Origin of the sequence: Candidatus Trichorickettsia mobilis (assembly GCF_963422225.1) — a bacterium.
GTDB lineage: Bacteria > Pseudomonadota > Alphaproteobacteria > Rickettsiales > Rickettsiaceae > Trichorickettsia > Trichorickettsia mobilis_B.
The window spans coordinates 633,532-651,277 of sequence record NZ_OY728607.1; the positions used below are offsets into that span (position 1 = coordinate 633,532).

At 32.8% G+C, this 17,746-nt stretch carries 14 protein-coding genes; 10 read left to right on the plus strand and 4 right to left on the minus strand.

The features are described 5' to 3' along the window. Positions 1–9: 9 nt before the first annotated feature. A complete protein-coding gene (locus R2I74_RS02950; protein ID WP_316353855.1) occupies positions 10–723 on the minus strand; it encodes a winged helix-turn-helix domain-containing protein in 714 nt (237 codons plus the stop codon). Positions 724–1,096: 373 nt separating this feature from the next. On the opposite strand from R2I74_RS02950, the gene rpsF reads away from it, so the two are divergent. From rpsF to rplI, 3 genes are all read left to right on the plus strand, one after another. Beyond that, positions 1,097–1,465, plus strand: a complete 369-nt coding sequence (gene rpsF, locus R2I74_RS02955) for a 30S ribosomal protein S6 (protein ID WP_316353857.1) — start codon at positions 1,097–1,099, stop codon at positions 1,463–1,465. A gap of 19 nt (positions 1,466–1,484) precedes the next feature. Beyond that, entirely contained in the window at positions 1,485–1,766 is a 282-nt protein-coding gene (rpsR, locus tag R2I74_RS02960) for a 30S ribosomal protein S18 (RefSeq protein ID WP_316353859.1), read from the plus strand. A gap of 108 nt (positions 1,767–1,874) precedes the next feature. Continuing rightward, complete coding sequence (gene rplI, locus R2I74_RS02965) at positions 1,875–2,390, plus strand: 50S ribosomal protein L9 (RefSeq protein WP_316353861.1); 516 nt, start codon at positions 1,875–1,877, stop codon at positions 2,388–2,390. Between the two features lie 379 nt (positions 2,391–2,769). Here the strand turns inward: rplI and R2I74_RS02970 are convergent, their stop codons facing one another. Beyond that, the gene (locus tag R2I74_RS02970; RefSeq protein WP_316353863.1) at positions 2,770–3,690 is read right to left on the minus strand and encodes a DMT family transporter; all 921 of its coding nucleotides are present in this window, start codon (positions 3,688–3,690) and stop codon (positions 2,770–2,772) included. A gap of 126 nt (positions 3,691–3,816) precedes the next feature. Here R2I74_RS02970 and miaB point away from each other — a divergent pair, with 126 nt between their 5' ends. From miaB to rfbC, 7 genes are all read left to right on the plus strand, one after another. Further along, positions 3,817–5,154, plus strand: coding sequence for a tRNA (N6-isopentenyl adenosine(37)-C2)-methylthiotransferase MiaB (gene miaB / locus R2I74_RS02975; RefSeq protein WP_316353866.1), 1,338 nt, complete (start codon positions 3,817–3,819; stop codon positions 5,152–5,154). A gap of 67 nt (positions 5,155–5,221) precedes the next feature. Beyond that, a complete protein-coding gene (locus tag R2I74_RS02980; RefSeq protein ID WP_316353868.1) occupies positions 5,222–7,594 on the plus strand; it encodes a penicillin-binding protein 1A in 2,373 nt (790 codons plus the stop codon). A 191-nt stretch (positions 7,595–7,785) separates the two neighbouring features. Then, positions 7,786–9,381 (plus strand): class I SAM-dependent methyltransferase, encoded by a 1,596-nt coding sequence (locus R2I74_RS02985; RefSeq protein WP_316353870.1) that lies wholly within the window; start codon positions 7,786–7,788, stop codon positions 9,379–9,381. A gap of 47 nt (positions 9,382–9,428) precedes the next feature. Next, on the plus strand, positions 9,429–9,953 hold the full coding sequence (ppa, locus tag R2I74_RS02990) for an inorganic diphosphatase (RefSeq protein ID WP_316353872.1): 525 nt from the start codon (positions 9,429–9,431) through the stop codon (positions 9,951–9,953). Positions 9,954–10,634: 681 nt separating this feature from the next. Further along, positions 10,635–11,348 (plus strand): TlpA disulfide reductase family protein, encoded by a 714-nt coding sequence (locus R2I74_RS02995; protein ID WP_394355813.1) that lies wholly within the window; start codon positions 10,635–10,637, stop codon positions 11,346–11,348. Then, a complete protein-coding gene (locus R2I74_RS03000; RefSeq protein ID WP_316353873.1) occupies positions 11,332–12,261 on the plus strand; it encodes a S49 family peptidase in 930 nt (309 codons plus the stop codon). The genes R2I74_RS02995 and R2I74_RS03000 overlap by 17 nt, the downstream gene beginning before the upstream one ends. 101 nt (positions 12,262–12,362) lie before the next feature. Then, the gene (rfbC, locus tag R2I74_RS03005; RefSeq protein WP_316353874.1) at positions 12,363–12,929 is read left to right on the plus strand and encodes a dTDP-4-dehydrorhamnose 3,5-epimerase; all 567 of its coding nucleotides are present in this window, start codon (positions 12,363–12,365) and stop codon (positions 12,927–12,929) included. Between the two features lie 54 nt (positions 12,930–12,983). Here rfbC and R2I74_RS03010 read toward each other — a convergent pair whose 3' ends face one another. Beyond that, complete coding sequence (locus R2I74_RS03010; RefSeq protein WP_316353875.1) at positions 12,984–15,152, minus strand: glycosyltransferase; 2,169 nt, start codon at positions 15,150–15,152, stop codon at positions 12,984–12,986. A gap of 171 nt (positions 15,153–15,323) precedes the next feature. After that, complete coding sequence (locus tag R2I74_RS03015; protein WP_316353877.1) at positions 15,324–17,459, minus strand: acyltransferase family protein; 2,136 nt, start codon at positions 17,457–17,459, stop codon at positions 15,324–15,326. Positions 17,460–17,746 lie beyond the last annotated feature (287 nt).

The window sequence follows — 17,746 nt, forward strand, 5'->3', positions numbered from 1 at the left end:
CTAAATAATTTAGTCTATTTCGCCTGGCAAATTCAAACAATAGCCACTAGAGCGTACTGTTTTAATAAAAGGTATTTCATCTTTCTCTAATTTCATCAAACTCCTTAATCTATTGACATGTACATCAACAGTACGTAATTCGATGACTTTATCAGATCCCCATACATAATCTATAATTTGTTCACGTGAATAGATGGTTTTTGGTGCCTGAATAAATAACTGTAAAATCTTAAATTCTGTTGGACCAAGATGGATTAATTTGTTACGACGAAATACTTTATAAGTTGCCAAATCCATACTGGCATCTTTATATTTTATGATTTTATCTTGAAAAATAGGTTGAGACTTTCTTAATAACGATTTGATAGCCATCATCAATTGATTAGGAGTGAATGGTCTATGAACTATTTCTACCAAATTATTATCTACCAATTGGTAGTTTTCTGCAGATTCAGATTCATCTATTAAAAACACTAATGGTAACTTGGATAATCTAATAATTGATCTAATATTATTAGCAACTTTTAAAGCATCGTTATTTTTAATTCTAGAACTAATTACAATAATATTAGGCGCAGTTACCACAGCTATTTTGTGAGCCTCAGCAGCATCATATACTCGCTCAACATTAAACCAATATCTTTCAATAGTATTACATACGGAGGCACTAAGATTTTCATCAGATTCTATAACTAAAACTTTTGGTGGTAATTTATCGGACATATACTTCCTTATGATTTTGCAGCAGCGGCATTTTAACTCGAAATAAAGTTACGACCAAGTAAAATATGATTAACCACTACATTTTTTTGCATTAAGCTCTATGAATACATTGATTTAGCAATAGACCTCTCTCACAAACTCTACTTCTGCGGATGATTTGTACGTCGATACGGTACTCGAATCCTCACATACTTAAATAAGCTGCGGTTCTGCGTTCCGCGTCTCCTTCAAATCTTCTCTCAGAAGCGAGTTTTGAAAAAGGTCTAATGATTATTTTCATATCGAATGCAGATTATGCTTGAATTAGGTAGTTTTAATTGTTATAAGTGACCTTAAATTTTAACCTATTATTTATTGTTTGGAGTTTGTGTAGATGGCTTTTTATGAATCAGTTTTTATTATACGTCAAGACATCTCTTCTTCTGATGTAGACAAGATTATTGATGATTTTACTAAAATTGCAAAAGAAAATGGCAGTACTATCATAAAAACTGAATATTGGGGACTAAGAACATTAGCTTATGAGATTAATAATAACACTAAAGGACATTATGTGTTTCTTGGCTTAGAAGCTAAAGCTGCCGCAATACAAGAGATGGAAAGAAAAATGAAATTAAGTGAAAACATTATCAGGTTTCTGACTATCAACGTAGAATCTATAAGCAGTGAACCATCTCCGATCTTAAGAAGTAAGCATATTGATAGTGAAGAAATAGTAGATGTTACAATTAGTAAAGATTAATAAAAATTGAGATAATATTATGTCTGATGATACTGCTGCTACGCCATCAATGCCTAGAACAGCCGACAGAACCAATAAAAAAGTCTTCTTTAGAAAACGTAAAGGATGCCCATTATCTGTACCTGAAGCTCCAGCTATTGATTATAAAAACCCTGATTTACTAGCAAAATTTGTATCAGAAGGTGGTAGAATGCTGCCTAGCCGTATTACTAACGTTTGTGCAAAAAAGCAGCGACAGCTAAAAAAAGCTATTAAAGTTGCCAGGATTTTAGCTTTATTGCGCTTTGTATTTCAAGGCTAAATAAATAAAAGTGTTTATTAAGCACTTTATCAACAAATTGTCGTTGTCACGCATTTTAATGCCGTAACGATCAAGAAAATATCCGAAAGAGTTATTAAGGTTTGAAATATGGAAGTAATTTTAGTAAAACATATAAAAAAACTTGGCAAAATTGGCGAGGTTGTAAAAGTAAAAGCTGGTTTTGGTCGTAATTACCTTTTACCTCAAAAATTAGCAATACGTGCTACAACATATAATGTTAAGTTACTGGAACAGCAACGAGAAGAGTTCGAAGAAAAAAATGCTAAGGCTAGAACTGAAGCAGAAAGCATAGCCCAGCTAGTCATTGGAAAAGAATTAGTTTTTATCAAACAAGCTGCTGATGATGGTAGATTATTTGGTTCAGTAAATAACAAAGAAATTGCCAAAGAATTATCAAAACTTATATTACATGATATTCCATATTCAACTATAGTTTTAGGATCTCCAATTAAGTCTTTAGGAGTATCTTCGGTTGAAGTAGCATTACATGCAGAAGTAAGCACTAATATAATTATAGTGATTGCTAGATCTGACTCAGAAGCTATAGAGGCCTTGCGCTCTTTTAAAATTACTAAAGAACTACAAGAAAATCAAGATTTGTAATATTAATTTTGATCTCATTCATGCACAGGCAGAAATATTCAGCTTTTTCTTAATCTTAGCTAAAGTAGCTAAAATATAGTAAATTCTGAGAGTGTTCGTGGAAAGTCTATGCGTCAAGTTAAGGAACAGAGAAAAACCCGTCATGCCGACTTCACTCGTCTTGCTTGAGACCACGTGACACTCCTACCGTCATTGCGAGACCACATAGTGGTCGAAGCAATCCAGTCAGTTTTTTAACACCGGGTTTTTTCTGAATTGCTTCGCCTTCCGGCTCGCAATGACGTATCTTATTTTTAATTGCACAGTTCAGCGAACACTCTCTAAATTTCTGGATTCCAGCTTAACTTGGAATCAGTTAAGTTCAGTGGCGAAGCTATCATCATCGATTCTTATTGTTAAAAAACCGAACTATCAAAGGCAAATTAATGCCAGTAAGGATAGTTATTATACCTATCAGATGAAAAAATTCAAATTGTTCTCCTAAAATCGTCACTGCCATAATAGCAGTAAATAATGGAGCTGCATAAAATAATATTGCTGAAAGATTTGCACCAATTTTTAATATGCTGAGATTCAATGACAACATTCCAATAATTGAGACACAAAAACCTAAACAAAAAATCACAACCATATTTTGTAAGTTTAATACTAATATATTTTTAAAATAAAATACATCTACCAAATATAGTGGAAAAATTAACATTGTACCTATAACAAAAGTAGCATAAACAAAACTAAGAAAAGTTAAATTATTAGGCTTAAATTTGACTGCAAATACATAAATTGCCCAACATATTGCCGCTGCAAGAGCTATGAAATCTCCGGTATTATTAAACAATTCAGAGAGACCATATAAAATACGTCCATGACTAACAATGATTACAACACCAACAAAGGAAAACATAATTGAATAAATTTGCAACTTTTTTGGTTTTTCTTTACTTATAATTATTCCAAAAGCCAATACCAATACCGGGAAAATACTGACAATAATCGAAATATTGGTAGAGCTAGTGTATTGCAAAGCATAATAAACAAATAAATTAAAGAGTGTTACTCCAGAAATTGCAATAATGGATAAAATTCGAATATTAGCCCTTATGTTTGAAATTTCAGCAAGAAAATGTTTGAATGCAAAAGGCGTTAAAATGATAAGTGCAACTAGCCACCTATAGAACAATAAGCTGATAGGCGAAACCTCATCATTTATTACATACTTGGATAGTACATAACTTACAGAACCCATAAAAGGTGGAATTAGAGCGATAATATAATACCACCATTTTATGTTAGTCTGCATATTCTACTTTCCACAAATTGTTATTTATATTTATTATAATATATTAAGGAATTTAATACAGGATAATAGTTGATCAATGATGATAGTTTATTTAATATATGCCTCATTAATAATTATAGCAACGGAATGAGTAAAAATCTCTTTATCAAAACTTACGGATGCCAAATGAATGTCTATGATTCCATCAGAATGCAAGACTTATTAGTACCATTCGGCTATCAAACCACAGAAGATATTGAAGCAGCCGATATGGTGATTCTTAATACTTGTCATATTCGTGAAAAAGCTGCTGAAAAAATGTATTCTGAACTTGGACGCATTAAGAAATTAAAAGATCGAAAAAAGAAAAATGGTAATAATAACATAATTATTGCTGTTGCTGGATGCGTAAGTCAAGCAGAAGGTGATGAAATTTTTGTAAGAGCTCCTTATGTGGATATCGTTGTTGGTCCACAATCGTATCATACCTTACCTGAATTACTGACAAAAATAGCCAGGCATGAAAAAAATGTAATTGAGCTAGATTTTATCCTGGAAGAAAAATTTGATAAACTACCAGAGCAGATGAGTGTACAAGGAGCTAGCTCTATAGTATCAGTACAGGAAGGTTGTGATAAATTTTGTACATTTTGTGTAGTACCATATACTAGAGGAGCAGAATTTTCACGCCCAGTAGCTCAGATTTATCGTGAAGTACTACAGCTAGCTTCATCTGGTGCAAGAGAAGTAACTTTACTGGGACAAAATGTCAATGCTTACCACGGTCGCAGTATAGATGATAATATTTGTAGTTTAGCTGATCTAATTAGCCATATTGCACAAATTCCGACTTTACAAAGAATCCGTTACACTACCTCGCATCCGATTGATATGACAGAAGATTTAATCTTGCTGCATGCAACTGAGCCTAAATTAATGCCTTTCTTACATTTACCAATTCAATCAGGTTCAGATAAAATATTAAAAGCGATGAACCGTAAACATGATCGAAATTATTACTTATCAATAATTGATCGTTTACGTGAACTACGTGCTGATATAGTATTTTCTTCTGATTTTATTGTAGGGTTTCCCGGTGAAACCGAAGAAGATTTTGCCGATACTATGGATTTAGTTAAAAAAGTAAGATATGGACAATGCTACTCATTTAAGTATAGTCCAAGACCAGGTACACCAGCGGCAATGAAAACTCAAGTGCCGGAATCAGTAAAAACGGAAAGACTAGCTATTTTACAGCAAGAGATTAATGCTCAGCAATTAGAATTCAACCAACAATGTGTAGGCAAAGTGATGCCGGTGTTATTTGATCGTGACGGTAAATTTGCCGGACAAATTATTGGCAAAACTCCTTATATGCAGTCGGTACACATCACTAATCAAGATGAGAATTTATATGGAAAAATAGTAGATATTCAAATTACCAGAGCACTTCCGAGTAGCCTGGCTGGAGAATATATTAGTTAAATTTTTGTAAAATATTATTTAAAACCCCTCTATGAGATTCCAGCGCTACGGAATGATAATACAATAAATGCTTAAGCTATTATCTTTTTATTTTAAATTATTGGTTATGCTGGGTCTAGTTGCTATAGCAGTCGCAGTATATATAGTCTATCACTATTCAAGAGATCTACCTGATTACTCACAACTTGCAAATTATCACCCACCTTCTGTAACCAGAATTTATTCACGCGACGGAAAATTAATAGAAGAATATGCAGTTGAACATCGAGTATTCGTTCCGATTGGCAGCATTCCGCACTCTTTAATTGAGGCTTTTATTGCTGCAGAAGACAAGAATTTTTTTACTCATCCTGGTGTTGATATTCTCGGCATTATTAGAGCTGCAATCACCAATATCTCCAATATGTTACAACATCGTCGTGTCGAAGGAGGATCAACAATTACCCAACAGGTAGTTAAAAACTTTTTATTGACGCCAGAGCGTTCATTAGAGCGTAAAGTAAAAGAAGCAATCCTTTCTTATATGATTTCACAAACATTCACCAAGGAACAAATTCTTGAACTTTATTTAAATCAATTATACCTTGGTCGTTCTGCTTATGGCGTTGCTGCTGCAGCACAAAGCTACTTTAACAAATCAGTTGAAGAATTAAATTTATGCGAATCAGCATTACTTGCCGGACTACCGAAAGCACCGTCAGCATTTAATCCGGAAAAAAATTATGCTAGAGCAAAAGAACGTCGAGATTATGTGATCTCAAGAATGTTAGAAGACGGCTATATTACTCAAACCGCTGCGCTTGAAGCGATTGCATTACCGATCACTTTAGTAAAACGTGATCGTACAGAAACAGTAACTGCTGGCTATTATGCTGAGAAAGTAAGAGACGAAGCTGTACAAATATTTGGTAAAGAAGATTTTTACAAAGGTGGGCTCACTATTATTACGGCATTAGATACTAAAATGCAGGCTTGTGCTGAGCAAGCACTAAGACATGGTATTAGAGAATATGATAGAAAACATGGTTTTCATGGTAAAATAACTAATATTAACCTTGATCACTGGCAAACTGCATTAGCCAAAATAGAGAAGCCACCTTCACTGCTTGAATATGAATTAGCTGTGGTCTTGGAGGTCTCAGATTTACAAGCAAAAATTGGTCTCCAGAATAGTAAAATTTCAATTATTCCATTAGCAGAAATGCAGTGGGCGGGAGCTAATTTAAAATCAACCAAATCTTTATTAAATAAAGGCGATGTAATAGTAGTCGAAGCCATTAAAAATAATCATGAGCTTCATGGATTAAGACAGATCCCACTAGTAAACGGCGCTATTATGGTGCTTAACCCCACTACTGGTGAAGTATTAGCAGCCCTTGGCGGTTATGATTTCAGCACCAGTAAATTTGACCGCGCTACCCAAGCGCTACGTCAACCAGGTTCATTAAGCAAGACATTCGTCTATTTAGCAGCTCTAGAAAATAACGTTCAACCAAATAAAATCTTTACCGATGGCCCTATTGAAATAAATCAAGGTGTCGGTATGCCCAGCTGGCGCCCTAAAAATTATAAAGGAGATTTCCTCGGTGAGGTTACTATGCGTACTGGTCTTGAGAAATCAAGGAATTTGGTAACAGTAAGGGTAGCTCAAACTGTAGGACTCAATAAAATCGCTGAAATAATCAAAAGATTTGGCATTAATAATGAACCTAAAAAAGTATACTCCATGGTACTCGGCTCAATTGAAACTACATTGGAGAAAATGACAACAGCATATGCAGTTATTGCTAATTCTGGAAAAAAAGTCGTGCCAAAATATATTGCATTAATTAAAGATCGTCATGGTAAGATAATTTATTGCAATAATACTGAAAAATGCGAGGGTTGCATAGTTGAGGATCAGCATTTACAAGACAATATACCACCAATTATCATATCCCAGGAACCACGTTTAATTACCGACGAAGCAAGCGCTTATCAAATCACATCAATGCTTACGGGAACAGTTGAGAGAGGTACTGCCGGGATTGCTAAAAAACTTGGTAAAATTATCGCCGGTAAAACAGGAACTACTAACGATAGTCTGGATACCTGGTTTATTGGCTTTACTCCACGAATCGTAGTTGGCACTTATATTGGTTACGATACACCTAAAACATTAGGTCGGACTGCAACAGGATCTAGTGTAGCTTTACCAATTTTCATTCATTTTATGGAAAATGCCTATACTGATATTCCTACACTAGCATTTAAGCTACCAGAATCCATAAGATTAGTAAATATTGATCCACGTACTGGTATCCCTACAACTAACACCGGTAGCATTACTGAAGCTTTTAAAATCCATGATATTATCAATGAATTACCTAACCTTCCTACTGAAGATAATGATGCATTTCATAATTTACCAACTAAAGACCAATCACAAGAAATATATTAGGCTCTATAAAATTTTCACAACACAAGAACCTAACTGAATATATCAGATTTTTACTCTCCAGCAATTTGACGGAACCGCTAAAACAACATATATTGTTTAACATTCAATCAAGTGTGAAAAAAGTTTATTGCACGACTTGAAGAAATATACTAAAAACTAACAAATATAATCTACAAATATTGAGCAAATAAATGACATTTTCTGATAAATCACCTGCTTCAAATAATTCATATGATGAATTTCCATATGAGAGTTACCCTTTTCCTCATACCAGACCTGAATATATGAGAACTATTGGGCTATTATTTGGCATGACTCCACCACCATTGAAAACTGCTAGAATTCTAGAATTAGGATGTTCTAATGGTGGTAATATTATTAATTTTGCTGAAACCTATCCTAAATCTTATTCGTTAGGAGTTGATTTATCAAAAACAGAGATTGAGCATGGGCATAAGCTAATACAGACGCTTGGGTTAAAAAACATTGAATTAAAACATATGTCTATTACTGACCTTGATGAATCATTTGGTAAATTTGATTACATAATTTGCCATGGAGTATTTTCTTGGGTACCTGATGCAGTTAAAGATAAAATTTTAGAAATATCTAATAAATTATTAAATAAAGATGGCATATCCTTTATCAGCTATAATGTTTTACCTGGTTGGAATATGCTCAATAACATACGTGATATGATGCTATTTCATTCATCCATTTTTGAAGATACTAATAATAAGGTCAACCAAGCCAAGTTATTCTTAGATTTTGTTAATGATTCGCTGCAGGATTCTACAGCTCCATACGCTAAATTTTTAAAAGAAGAAGCTCTAGCATTAGCTAAACATGAAGATCAATATTTGCGGCATGAATATTTGGCAGAAGAAAATACTCAATTTTACTTTCATCAATTTATGGATTTAGCACGCGCTCACTCTCTGAATTATCTTGGTGACGCTAACATTCAAACTATGTATTTAGGGAATTTACCGGCGAAGGCTTCAGAAAAACTTGCGGTAATTAATGACATTGTCCGAACTGAACAATATGTTGATTTTATTAATAACAGAAGATTTAGATGCACTCTACTAGTGGGTAAAGATACCGTCATTAATAGAGCTATTACTCCAGAAATCTTGGATCAATTCTATACCATGTGCACGTTATCTGCAGATAAACTAGAAAGCGATATAGACCTAAGCAATGCATTAGAAAGCATTACTTTTACTTTAGAGTCTGCCGCTTCAATCTCAACTTCTTCTCCGATTATGAAAGCTATCTTTTATAGCTACATAGATAATATAGGCAATCCATTGAAAATAAATAAATTATTACACGCTGCTTCAGCAAAATTACCACAATTTGCACTCAAAGACTTTACTCAAGAATTTAATAACAATATTGGAAAGTTGGTACTTAGCGGCTATATTAAACTTTTTGAAAGCAAACCTGCTAGTATTTTTGAGATTTCAGCAAAACCTAAAGCAAGTAATTTAGCGAGATATCAAGCCACTCACGCTTCAATCAATAAATTATGGATTACCACTCAAACTAATCAGTTACTAGCAATCCAACTACCTGATAAATATGTCCTTGAATTACTCGATGGCAATCATAATATAGAACAAATTACGGCAAAAGTTACTGATAAATTTGTTAAGGGTGAATTAGTTGCAGCAGATGGGGATGTCAAAATTACAGACAAGACTGCTTTAGGAAACCTCGCTTCAAGATGCGTACAATTGAGTTTAGAAAAATTTAGACGTAATTTTATTTTGGTTGCATAAGGTTTACACACACTTCCTTTTTAATCTTATTTATTAGGCAAATATTTATGTTAATTGATAAAATAGCTGCACAAAATTCACAAGATGAAATAAATGTAATTATTGAAATACCAATGAATGCACCTCCAGTTAAATATGAGTTTGATAAGGATTCTGGAGCTATTTTTGTTGATCGTTTTATCCAAACATCAATGTTTTATCCATGTAATTATGGCTTTGTTCCGCATACTTTATCTGGTGATGGTGATCCAGTTGATGTGTTGGTTATTTCAAACTATCCAGTGATCCCTGGTAGTGTCATAAGAGCTAGACCAATAGCAGTTTTAATGATGGAAGATGAATCAGGAGTCGATGAAAAAATAATTGCAGTGCCGGTATCAAAATTAGATTCTTCTTTTAACGCTGTACAAGATTTGGAAGACCTTAATCCAATTTTAAAACAAAAAATATCGCATTTTTTTGAACATTATAAAGATTTAGAAAAAGGTAAATGGGTTAAGGTCACTGGCTTTGAGGGAGCACAAAAAGCAATGGCTTTAATCAAAGAGGGCATAGTCCGTAAACTTAGCTGAAATCGTTTTTCAGTTTTGTCCTGGAAATTTATGAACTCTAATTTTTTCACACACTAACGTAAGTTGCAATTAAAATATTTTTTAAACACCACAGAGATCAGTTCAAGCCGTCTGAGCTGAGGGAGCTTTTAGCAGTTTTAATTGGCAACTCGCGTTACACTACGGTCATCTTTGCAACACTACTGTCATCCCCGGACACCCAAGTCATCCCGAACTTGTTTCGGGATATCTCATCAGGAACTACATAAGATCCCAGAAACAAGTTCGGGATAAAGTGGTACGGCGTCATTCATATGTGTTGATACAAAAATTTTACAAGTCTCAGCTGTGCGTAGTAGTCTACGCTCCGCAGCGAAGCTCTTAAATTTATTTTGTCTGAACCTTAATGAATTTAGCTATAAGTGTCTAGTAAAACGAGTATCTTAAAACTGAATTGCCGCGACCACTAACGTGGTCTCAAGCAAGACGGTTGTATCATCTCTTTTTCCTTAACTTGGCGCTCAGGTTTTCGCAAACACTATCTTGTATGCCAAGCTTTGTGTTGTTTTAATAAGTTAAAATGCTCTCGCAAAAACAGAATGCCTAACAATAAACTATCTTATATAAAAAAGCCCTTGTGTAAAACAAACTAATTTATAATATATAGATTAAGTACAATCATTGCTTTATAGTCATTATATTATGCTCAATAATTATCTTATCAGATTCTTACTAATCTTGCTGCCACTATCTGCTGAATCAAGTGTTGCTGCAAAAATTACCGAAATCGAAAGATTAAATGCTCCAGATGATGTTGCTTTTTTTGATGAAAATGGCCAAAAGCATTTTATTGCTGAATTTGATGGCAAAACATTATTACTTACTTTCTGGGCTACATGGTGTGCTTCATGTACTAAAGAAATGCCTGATCTTGATATGTTACAAAAAGATTTTCGTAAATTACCATTCGCAGTAATAGCGGTATCTCAGGATTTTCAAGGAATACCAGTTATCAAAAAATATTTTGAAAAAAATGAAATAAGATATTTAGATATTTACCATGATTACCGCAATCAACTTTTTAATGCCTATGCTGTTGTTGGATTACCTACCAGCTTTTTAATAAATCAGGAAGGTAAAATAGTGCTCAGCTTTACTGGAATCATCGATTGGTATAATGATGAGATAAGACAGATGATACTATCTCATATTCCAGGTGATCCTCCAGAACCCAAAAATAGCTATAAAGCCCCTGCCCTGAATCAAGTAATGAAGCCTAGCCTTACTACCAAAGATACGCAGCCTTCGCCTCAACCAGCTGCCGCTGAACAAACAAATAATCAGCTAGATACGCCACCACCTGCTACTAATACCCCACAACAGAATACAAAGGATAATAATGCAAAAAATCAATAATAAAAATCTCATTACGGTTGCTGATGACAGCATCGCCAAAACTGGACGCCAAATAAGTAAATTAGAACAAATACTTTCAATATTACCCTTTAAGTTTCAAAGCCAAAAACCAGTGATTGCGGTATTGTCATTAAGCGGCGTTATTGGTAAAGTAAGTAATTTAAAATCAGGTCTTTGTTTACATAGTCTTAATGAATTAATTGAAAAGGCTTTTGCCATCCCAAAATTACAAGCTATCTGCCTTAGTATTAATTCTCCTGGTGGCTCACCAGTACAATCAGAGTTAATTGCAAAACGCATTACCTCACTTGCCAAAAGCAAAAAAATCCCAGTCTATAGTTTTGTTGAAGATGTGGCAGCTTCAGGTGGATACTGGCTCGCTTGCGCTGGTGATGAAATATACGCTTCAAAGAGCTCAATAATTGGTAGCATCGGGGTCATTTCCAGTAGCTTTGGATTTCATGAGGCTATCAACAAAATCGGCGTTGAACGTCGTGTCTATACTGAAGGTCAAAATAAAGCTATTCTTGATCCATTTCAACCGGTTAAAGCAGCTGATATAAAAATTATCAAACAATTACAACAGCAAATTCATCAACATTTTATTGATTATATAAAAGAACGTAGAGCTGGAAAACTAACGCAAAGTGATGATATATTATTTAATGGCGAGTTCTGGGCTGGTGAATCAGCACATGATTTTGGTTTAATTGATGGTATTACTGATATGTATAGCTTTATTAACAATAAATTTGGTGACGATATCAAAATTGAATATATTGCTGGCAAACAATCATGGCTTAAGAAAAAACTTGGGATGACTAACAATAATCATAATCTGCATGAAGTAGCAGATTATTTTCTAGACGCTATTGAACATAAAATATTATATAAGAAGTTCGATTTACATTAATCATGGTGAACTGAATAAACAAGTCTTGACAATCTATTTACAACCGCAGAAGTAGAGTTTGTGAAAAATACCCATTGAATCAAACGTAAGAAGGAGTCATTATGCAATATACCAAGTTAAAAATTCCGGACATCGTTTTACTAGAACCAAAAGTATATTCAGATAATCGAGGGTTCTTTTTCGAAAGCTTTAATCATGCTAATTTTGAAAACGCAATTGCTCAGAAAGTGAACTTTGTTCAAGACAATCATTCATGTTCTGTCAAAAATGTTTTAAGAGGGTTGCACTACCAACTACCACCAAAAGCGCAAGGTAAATTGGTACGTATTATCAGTGGCAAAGTTTTTGACGTTGCAGTTGATATTAGAAAAAATTCACCAACATTTGGAAAGTGGGTTGGAGTAGAACTATCAGCAGAGAATAAAAAACAACTATGGATTCCAGCTGGCTTTGCTCACGGTTTTTTGACACTTACAGAGTCTGCTGAGACGTTATACAAAACTACTGACTATTATGCTCCAGATCTTGAAAAAAGTATTTTATGGAATGATAGCGATATTGGAATAGAATGGCCAAATATTGTAGATATTGTACAATCTACGGAAATCATAGTTTCCGATAAAGATTTGCGTGGTGATAAATTTTATATGATAGGAGATGGTATATAATTTATAATATTGATTATTGCTTGACTCTTAAGACACTATCAAAGTTGTTAGAACCTACAATTGTGATAGAACCCTTCTAATAATATCAATTCTTCTTCCGATTTGTTTTTCGTATGAATATAAATCTTTTATTTTTAAAGCACCCAGTTTGCTAATAGATTTTAGCTCACTAGGGTTGTTTAAATAAAACTCTATTTTCTCCACAATATCACTTGAATTAGGTTTTATTATTACAATTTCTTTGCCATTTACAAACCTACCTCTATTCATATTTAATTCATCAGTTGCAAACATCACCACTTCGTGTAATCCAGCTTCTGTTATACTTGCTGTCGGAAAACCGTCAAAAGATCCTGGAGATATAATAAATGGTATGTTAGGAGATATTATTATATCTTTATCTTTATAAAAATCTTTAAACCATTCTGTTGTTTGTAAGCCATAAAATTTGATTTTATTTCCAATTTTGCTTGTATTTATAACATTACTATCAAATGAACCTACTACATGCAATACTACATTATCATATTTTTCAGTAAGTATATGAGCTGAATCTATAAATTTATCGTATCCTTTATCTATACCGCATTCAGTATATTTGTGAGCTACAAAACAAATATCTAATATTTTTTTCTGAAAACCATACCTTTGTTTATTTTCAACTTTCATATCTAATAATTCTTGCGGAGTTACAACACCAAAAATTAGCTCTATTTTTTCTTTTGAACATAATTTATTTTTTATTAAATAATCATAAATAAACTCCTGAGTAACAATTACCTTTTTACAATAAGTGGATCCTAAGTATCTTTTTAGATCATCATCTACTTTTTTATCATTTACTTGTAGTGTTCCACCTGGGTATAAATTTATAATAAATGGAAATTTATATTCATAACCTAAATCAAAACGTCGCGCATTCCCTAAAAAATTTACATAAATCAGCTTAGGCTTATAAGAGGCTATAACTCTATAAATAGCTAATTTATTTTTAAATAAAGGAAATTTATTTAAAAATTCATCAATAACTTCTTGTAAAGTTTTAGTTTCTTTAATGCATCCTAAACATTCACCTGTTGCAGCTATTCTTATATTCTTAAAATGCTTTAAATATTCTATATATTCTGTATACCTAAAAGGTGATAACGGATGCGGAAAAACGTCATCAAAAATTAACAAGTCGGTCTTTAGTGGGTCAAACCATCTACTAATTCTAAATAGACTAGTGATTGTTTTATTTTTAATTTTGTTCCTCACTTGATTAATTCTAAATAAACTGACAATTGTTTTATTTTTAATTTTATTCTTAACTTGATTAATTAAGGATTTAATCAATGGCCTTAGCAGATAACTATTATTTTGATTAATAGTTTTTTCAAATACACTTTCAATCTTCGAGTATAAATCCCAAACTACTTTCTCTCCAAATGCTTCTTCAATATTGTTAAATAAATCTCGGTTACTAACATATTCTAAAAACACCTTGTTATACTTATAATTGAATAATGCACTTAATTTTTGTAAAACTAGATGTATTATTTTTTCTTTTTCCTTAGAGCTTTTTCCAAAATAATAACTATCTTGATTAGTATTATATACAGACATCACCTTGTCATAATAATAGCAACGTCCTTTTTCCAAATACAAATAGTAAATCCCTATATCAAAGGCTACAATAAATTTATCTATTTTGCTAAAATCAAAAACATTCTGATAAACCCTTGATGAAAAATGCAAATAAACTGGTATCTTATCGGTTTCTAATTTGAATTTAGTAGGGCAATATTTATATAAACCACTATGTGGATCAACAATATTTTTTGTTGATCCATCTTCGCCAGATATTCTAGTGTTATGTGCAAACATAATACAGTCTTTATTTTTTTCTAGTATATCAACAGCAATTTGTAATTTGTTTTCATCACACCAGTAATCGTCTCCTTCTATCTCTGCAAAATAGTGAGTGTTAACAGAACATAAGCCTTGATATATATTATCTACAATACCATAATTCTCTTTTCGCAAAATATGCTTTATCTTTTGAGGATATTGCTTTGCATATTTTTTAATTATATCACTTGTTCCATCAATTGAGTAGTCATCTAGAACTTTTATTATAAAATCAAAATTAGTTTTTTGAGCCAATATACTTTTAATAGATCGTTCTATATATTTTTCATGATTATAAGTTATCAGGACAACAGTTAACAATGGTACTTTCATTCATCCTCTTCATTTACAATAATTTTATTACATAACATATTATTCAATAATTAAGTTTTGTGCTTAAAACTATAAGGTGGTACTCTGATTTATGAATTTACCTGTTGTTGAATAACCTTAAGCTACTAGTAATAGAATGGCTCATTACATCTGTAAAAAACGCAGGGCTTTTTAGAAAAAATCAGAACAAATTATATTACTGCAGTACATGGATTCACTTAAAATAAAAGGTGTTTTTATAGATACAACAGGATCATATATAGCTTTTTTAATCAACCATTTGTAAAAATGGTTGATTAGTAACTTAGCTCCTTCTGTATTTAAATGATCATCATCATAGTAATATATGATATTATTTTTCTTTCCATAACATTTAATATCATCACAAAAAGCTGATATTGGATCATATACAAGTAGAGATGGAACTCGTTGTTGAATTTTAGCTACTAACTCACGGTATTCTTTTTGCCTTGCTTGTACTACGTCTCTATGAACTAAACAATCTGCAGCATCTTGTTTTGATATATTAATTGGCCTTTTGAAACAGGTTCTAGGGTCAACACCTAATTCTGGAATATCTATAGCAAATATCACCTTTTTGCCAAGAGAATGAAAATAATTAATTGTTTCAACATACCCCTCGACAAAAGCCTCCTGGCTAGTAATGGCCAATTGACCGCCTTGCACAGGCTCTATAACCCAACCATTAGCACTCTCATGTTGTTCTTCAATGCCAAAACCTTTGCTCGAGAAGTAGATGGATCCTCTGCTGACTAAAATGACGTACTTTACGCTAGTATAAAGTTGCATGGTGTTATTTATATATTCGATCTGTTGATTATGGAGGGTCAGCTGTTCGTTCTTTTTGATATAATTTGGACTATAAGCGACATAGTTTACAAATGGTAGTATACCACCCCCCGCAATTAATAGCATATCTAAATTATGTAGTACAGCTCCATACCCGAAAGCAAGCGCATGGCTATCACCTAGAATAGCAAAGTCTGGTTTTACTGAATTAGCTATTCTCCAAAAAGGATCGGAGATTTTTAAAGCTAAAAAGTCTTCATTAAGATGTATAGCCCATGGAAACGCCATACTCCCTGCCCGAAATGCATATCCTTTATGTTTACAAATTTGATAGCCAAAGATACCTATTAATAACAAAGTTGTAGATAATACAAAGACTATAAATGTCTTATTTTTTGTTGTTCTAATAGGTTTTTCTATAAATCTATAAGTTAGCCATGCTAGGAAAATGCTCAATAACAATATTATCCAAATCACCTTGCGCCCTAGAGTATGGTTTTCTAATATAGTAGCAAAAGACAATAACGGCCAATGCCACATATATAGTGGATAACTAATTAATCCTAACCATACACATATTTTATTAGATAATATTATTTTATTTATCCAAGCATCTTCTCCAGCAGCTAAAATCAATAAGGTGCCTAGCACCGGTAGGATTACAATAAAACCAGGGAAGTTAGTAGTTTTTTTGAGCAGGATAATACAAGACAGATTTAGCAGAAACCCTGCCATCGCAGCGCTATTTTTTAGCGTCATATCACCATCTAAAGGGTAATCCTTGTATACCGCTATATTAAGCCAATGATTTATTAATTTTTTAAGTTTCTCAACTATATTTATTCGATTCAAAGAAAAATACGCTAAACAAGCTCCACTAAGTAGCTCCCATATACGCGGTAACGGTAAGTAAAACGCTTCTATATTGTTTTTAGCTACAGTTTTTGTACTAATATAGAACGAACCTAATATTATTACCGTACAAATCGATATCAAATTAAACCCTTTCTTCTTGGCTAAAAAAAGTATTAGAGGCCAGAAAATATAAAATTGTTCCTCAATACATAAAGACCATAAATGTAATAAAGGTTTGAGGTTTGAGGTATTATCAAAATATCCGGCTTCGGAGATTAACACAAAATTAGTATAAAAAAATGCACTTGCTAACGCATGTTTTCCAAGTTGAGTGTATTCCATACTATCTAAAACAAACCAACCAAACGTTAAACACGAAAGCAGTATTAAAATTAATGCTGGAAAAATCCGCTTTACACGTCTAGCATAAAAATCATAGAGACTAAAATTGTTAGCATCAAAATTGCTAAGGAGTATTTTACTAATCAAATATCCAGAAAGAACAAAAAATATATCAACACCTATAAAACCGCCTTTAACCGCTTTAGGAAAAGCATGATATAAAACTACTGCAGCAACTGCCATACCTCTAAGACCATCTATATCGCTTCGATAATTAATACTAACATTTTGTGCTCGCATTGGTTATTTACCTTGTATGGGATTCTTGATTTATTAGACCTCTTCGGAAACTTTACTCGAGGTAATTTTGTTGTCAAAACTTGTCTCCGCTCCGAAACAAACTAAAGAGTACGCTGCGGTGCTCGCCTTCGTTCTTCCTAAAAATTCCTCTCTTACATGCAGTTTCCGAAGAGATCTATTATCATTTTTATATAATCATCAATTTAGTAGCTTTAAACTTCGAGCATTTTCGAGATTTGCTAAATGTTTTTTTCTTTGATGATTGCATATCATAATTTTGATCAAAT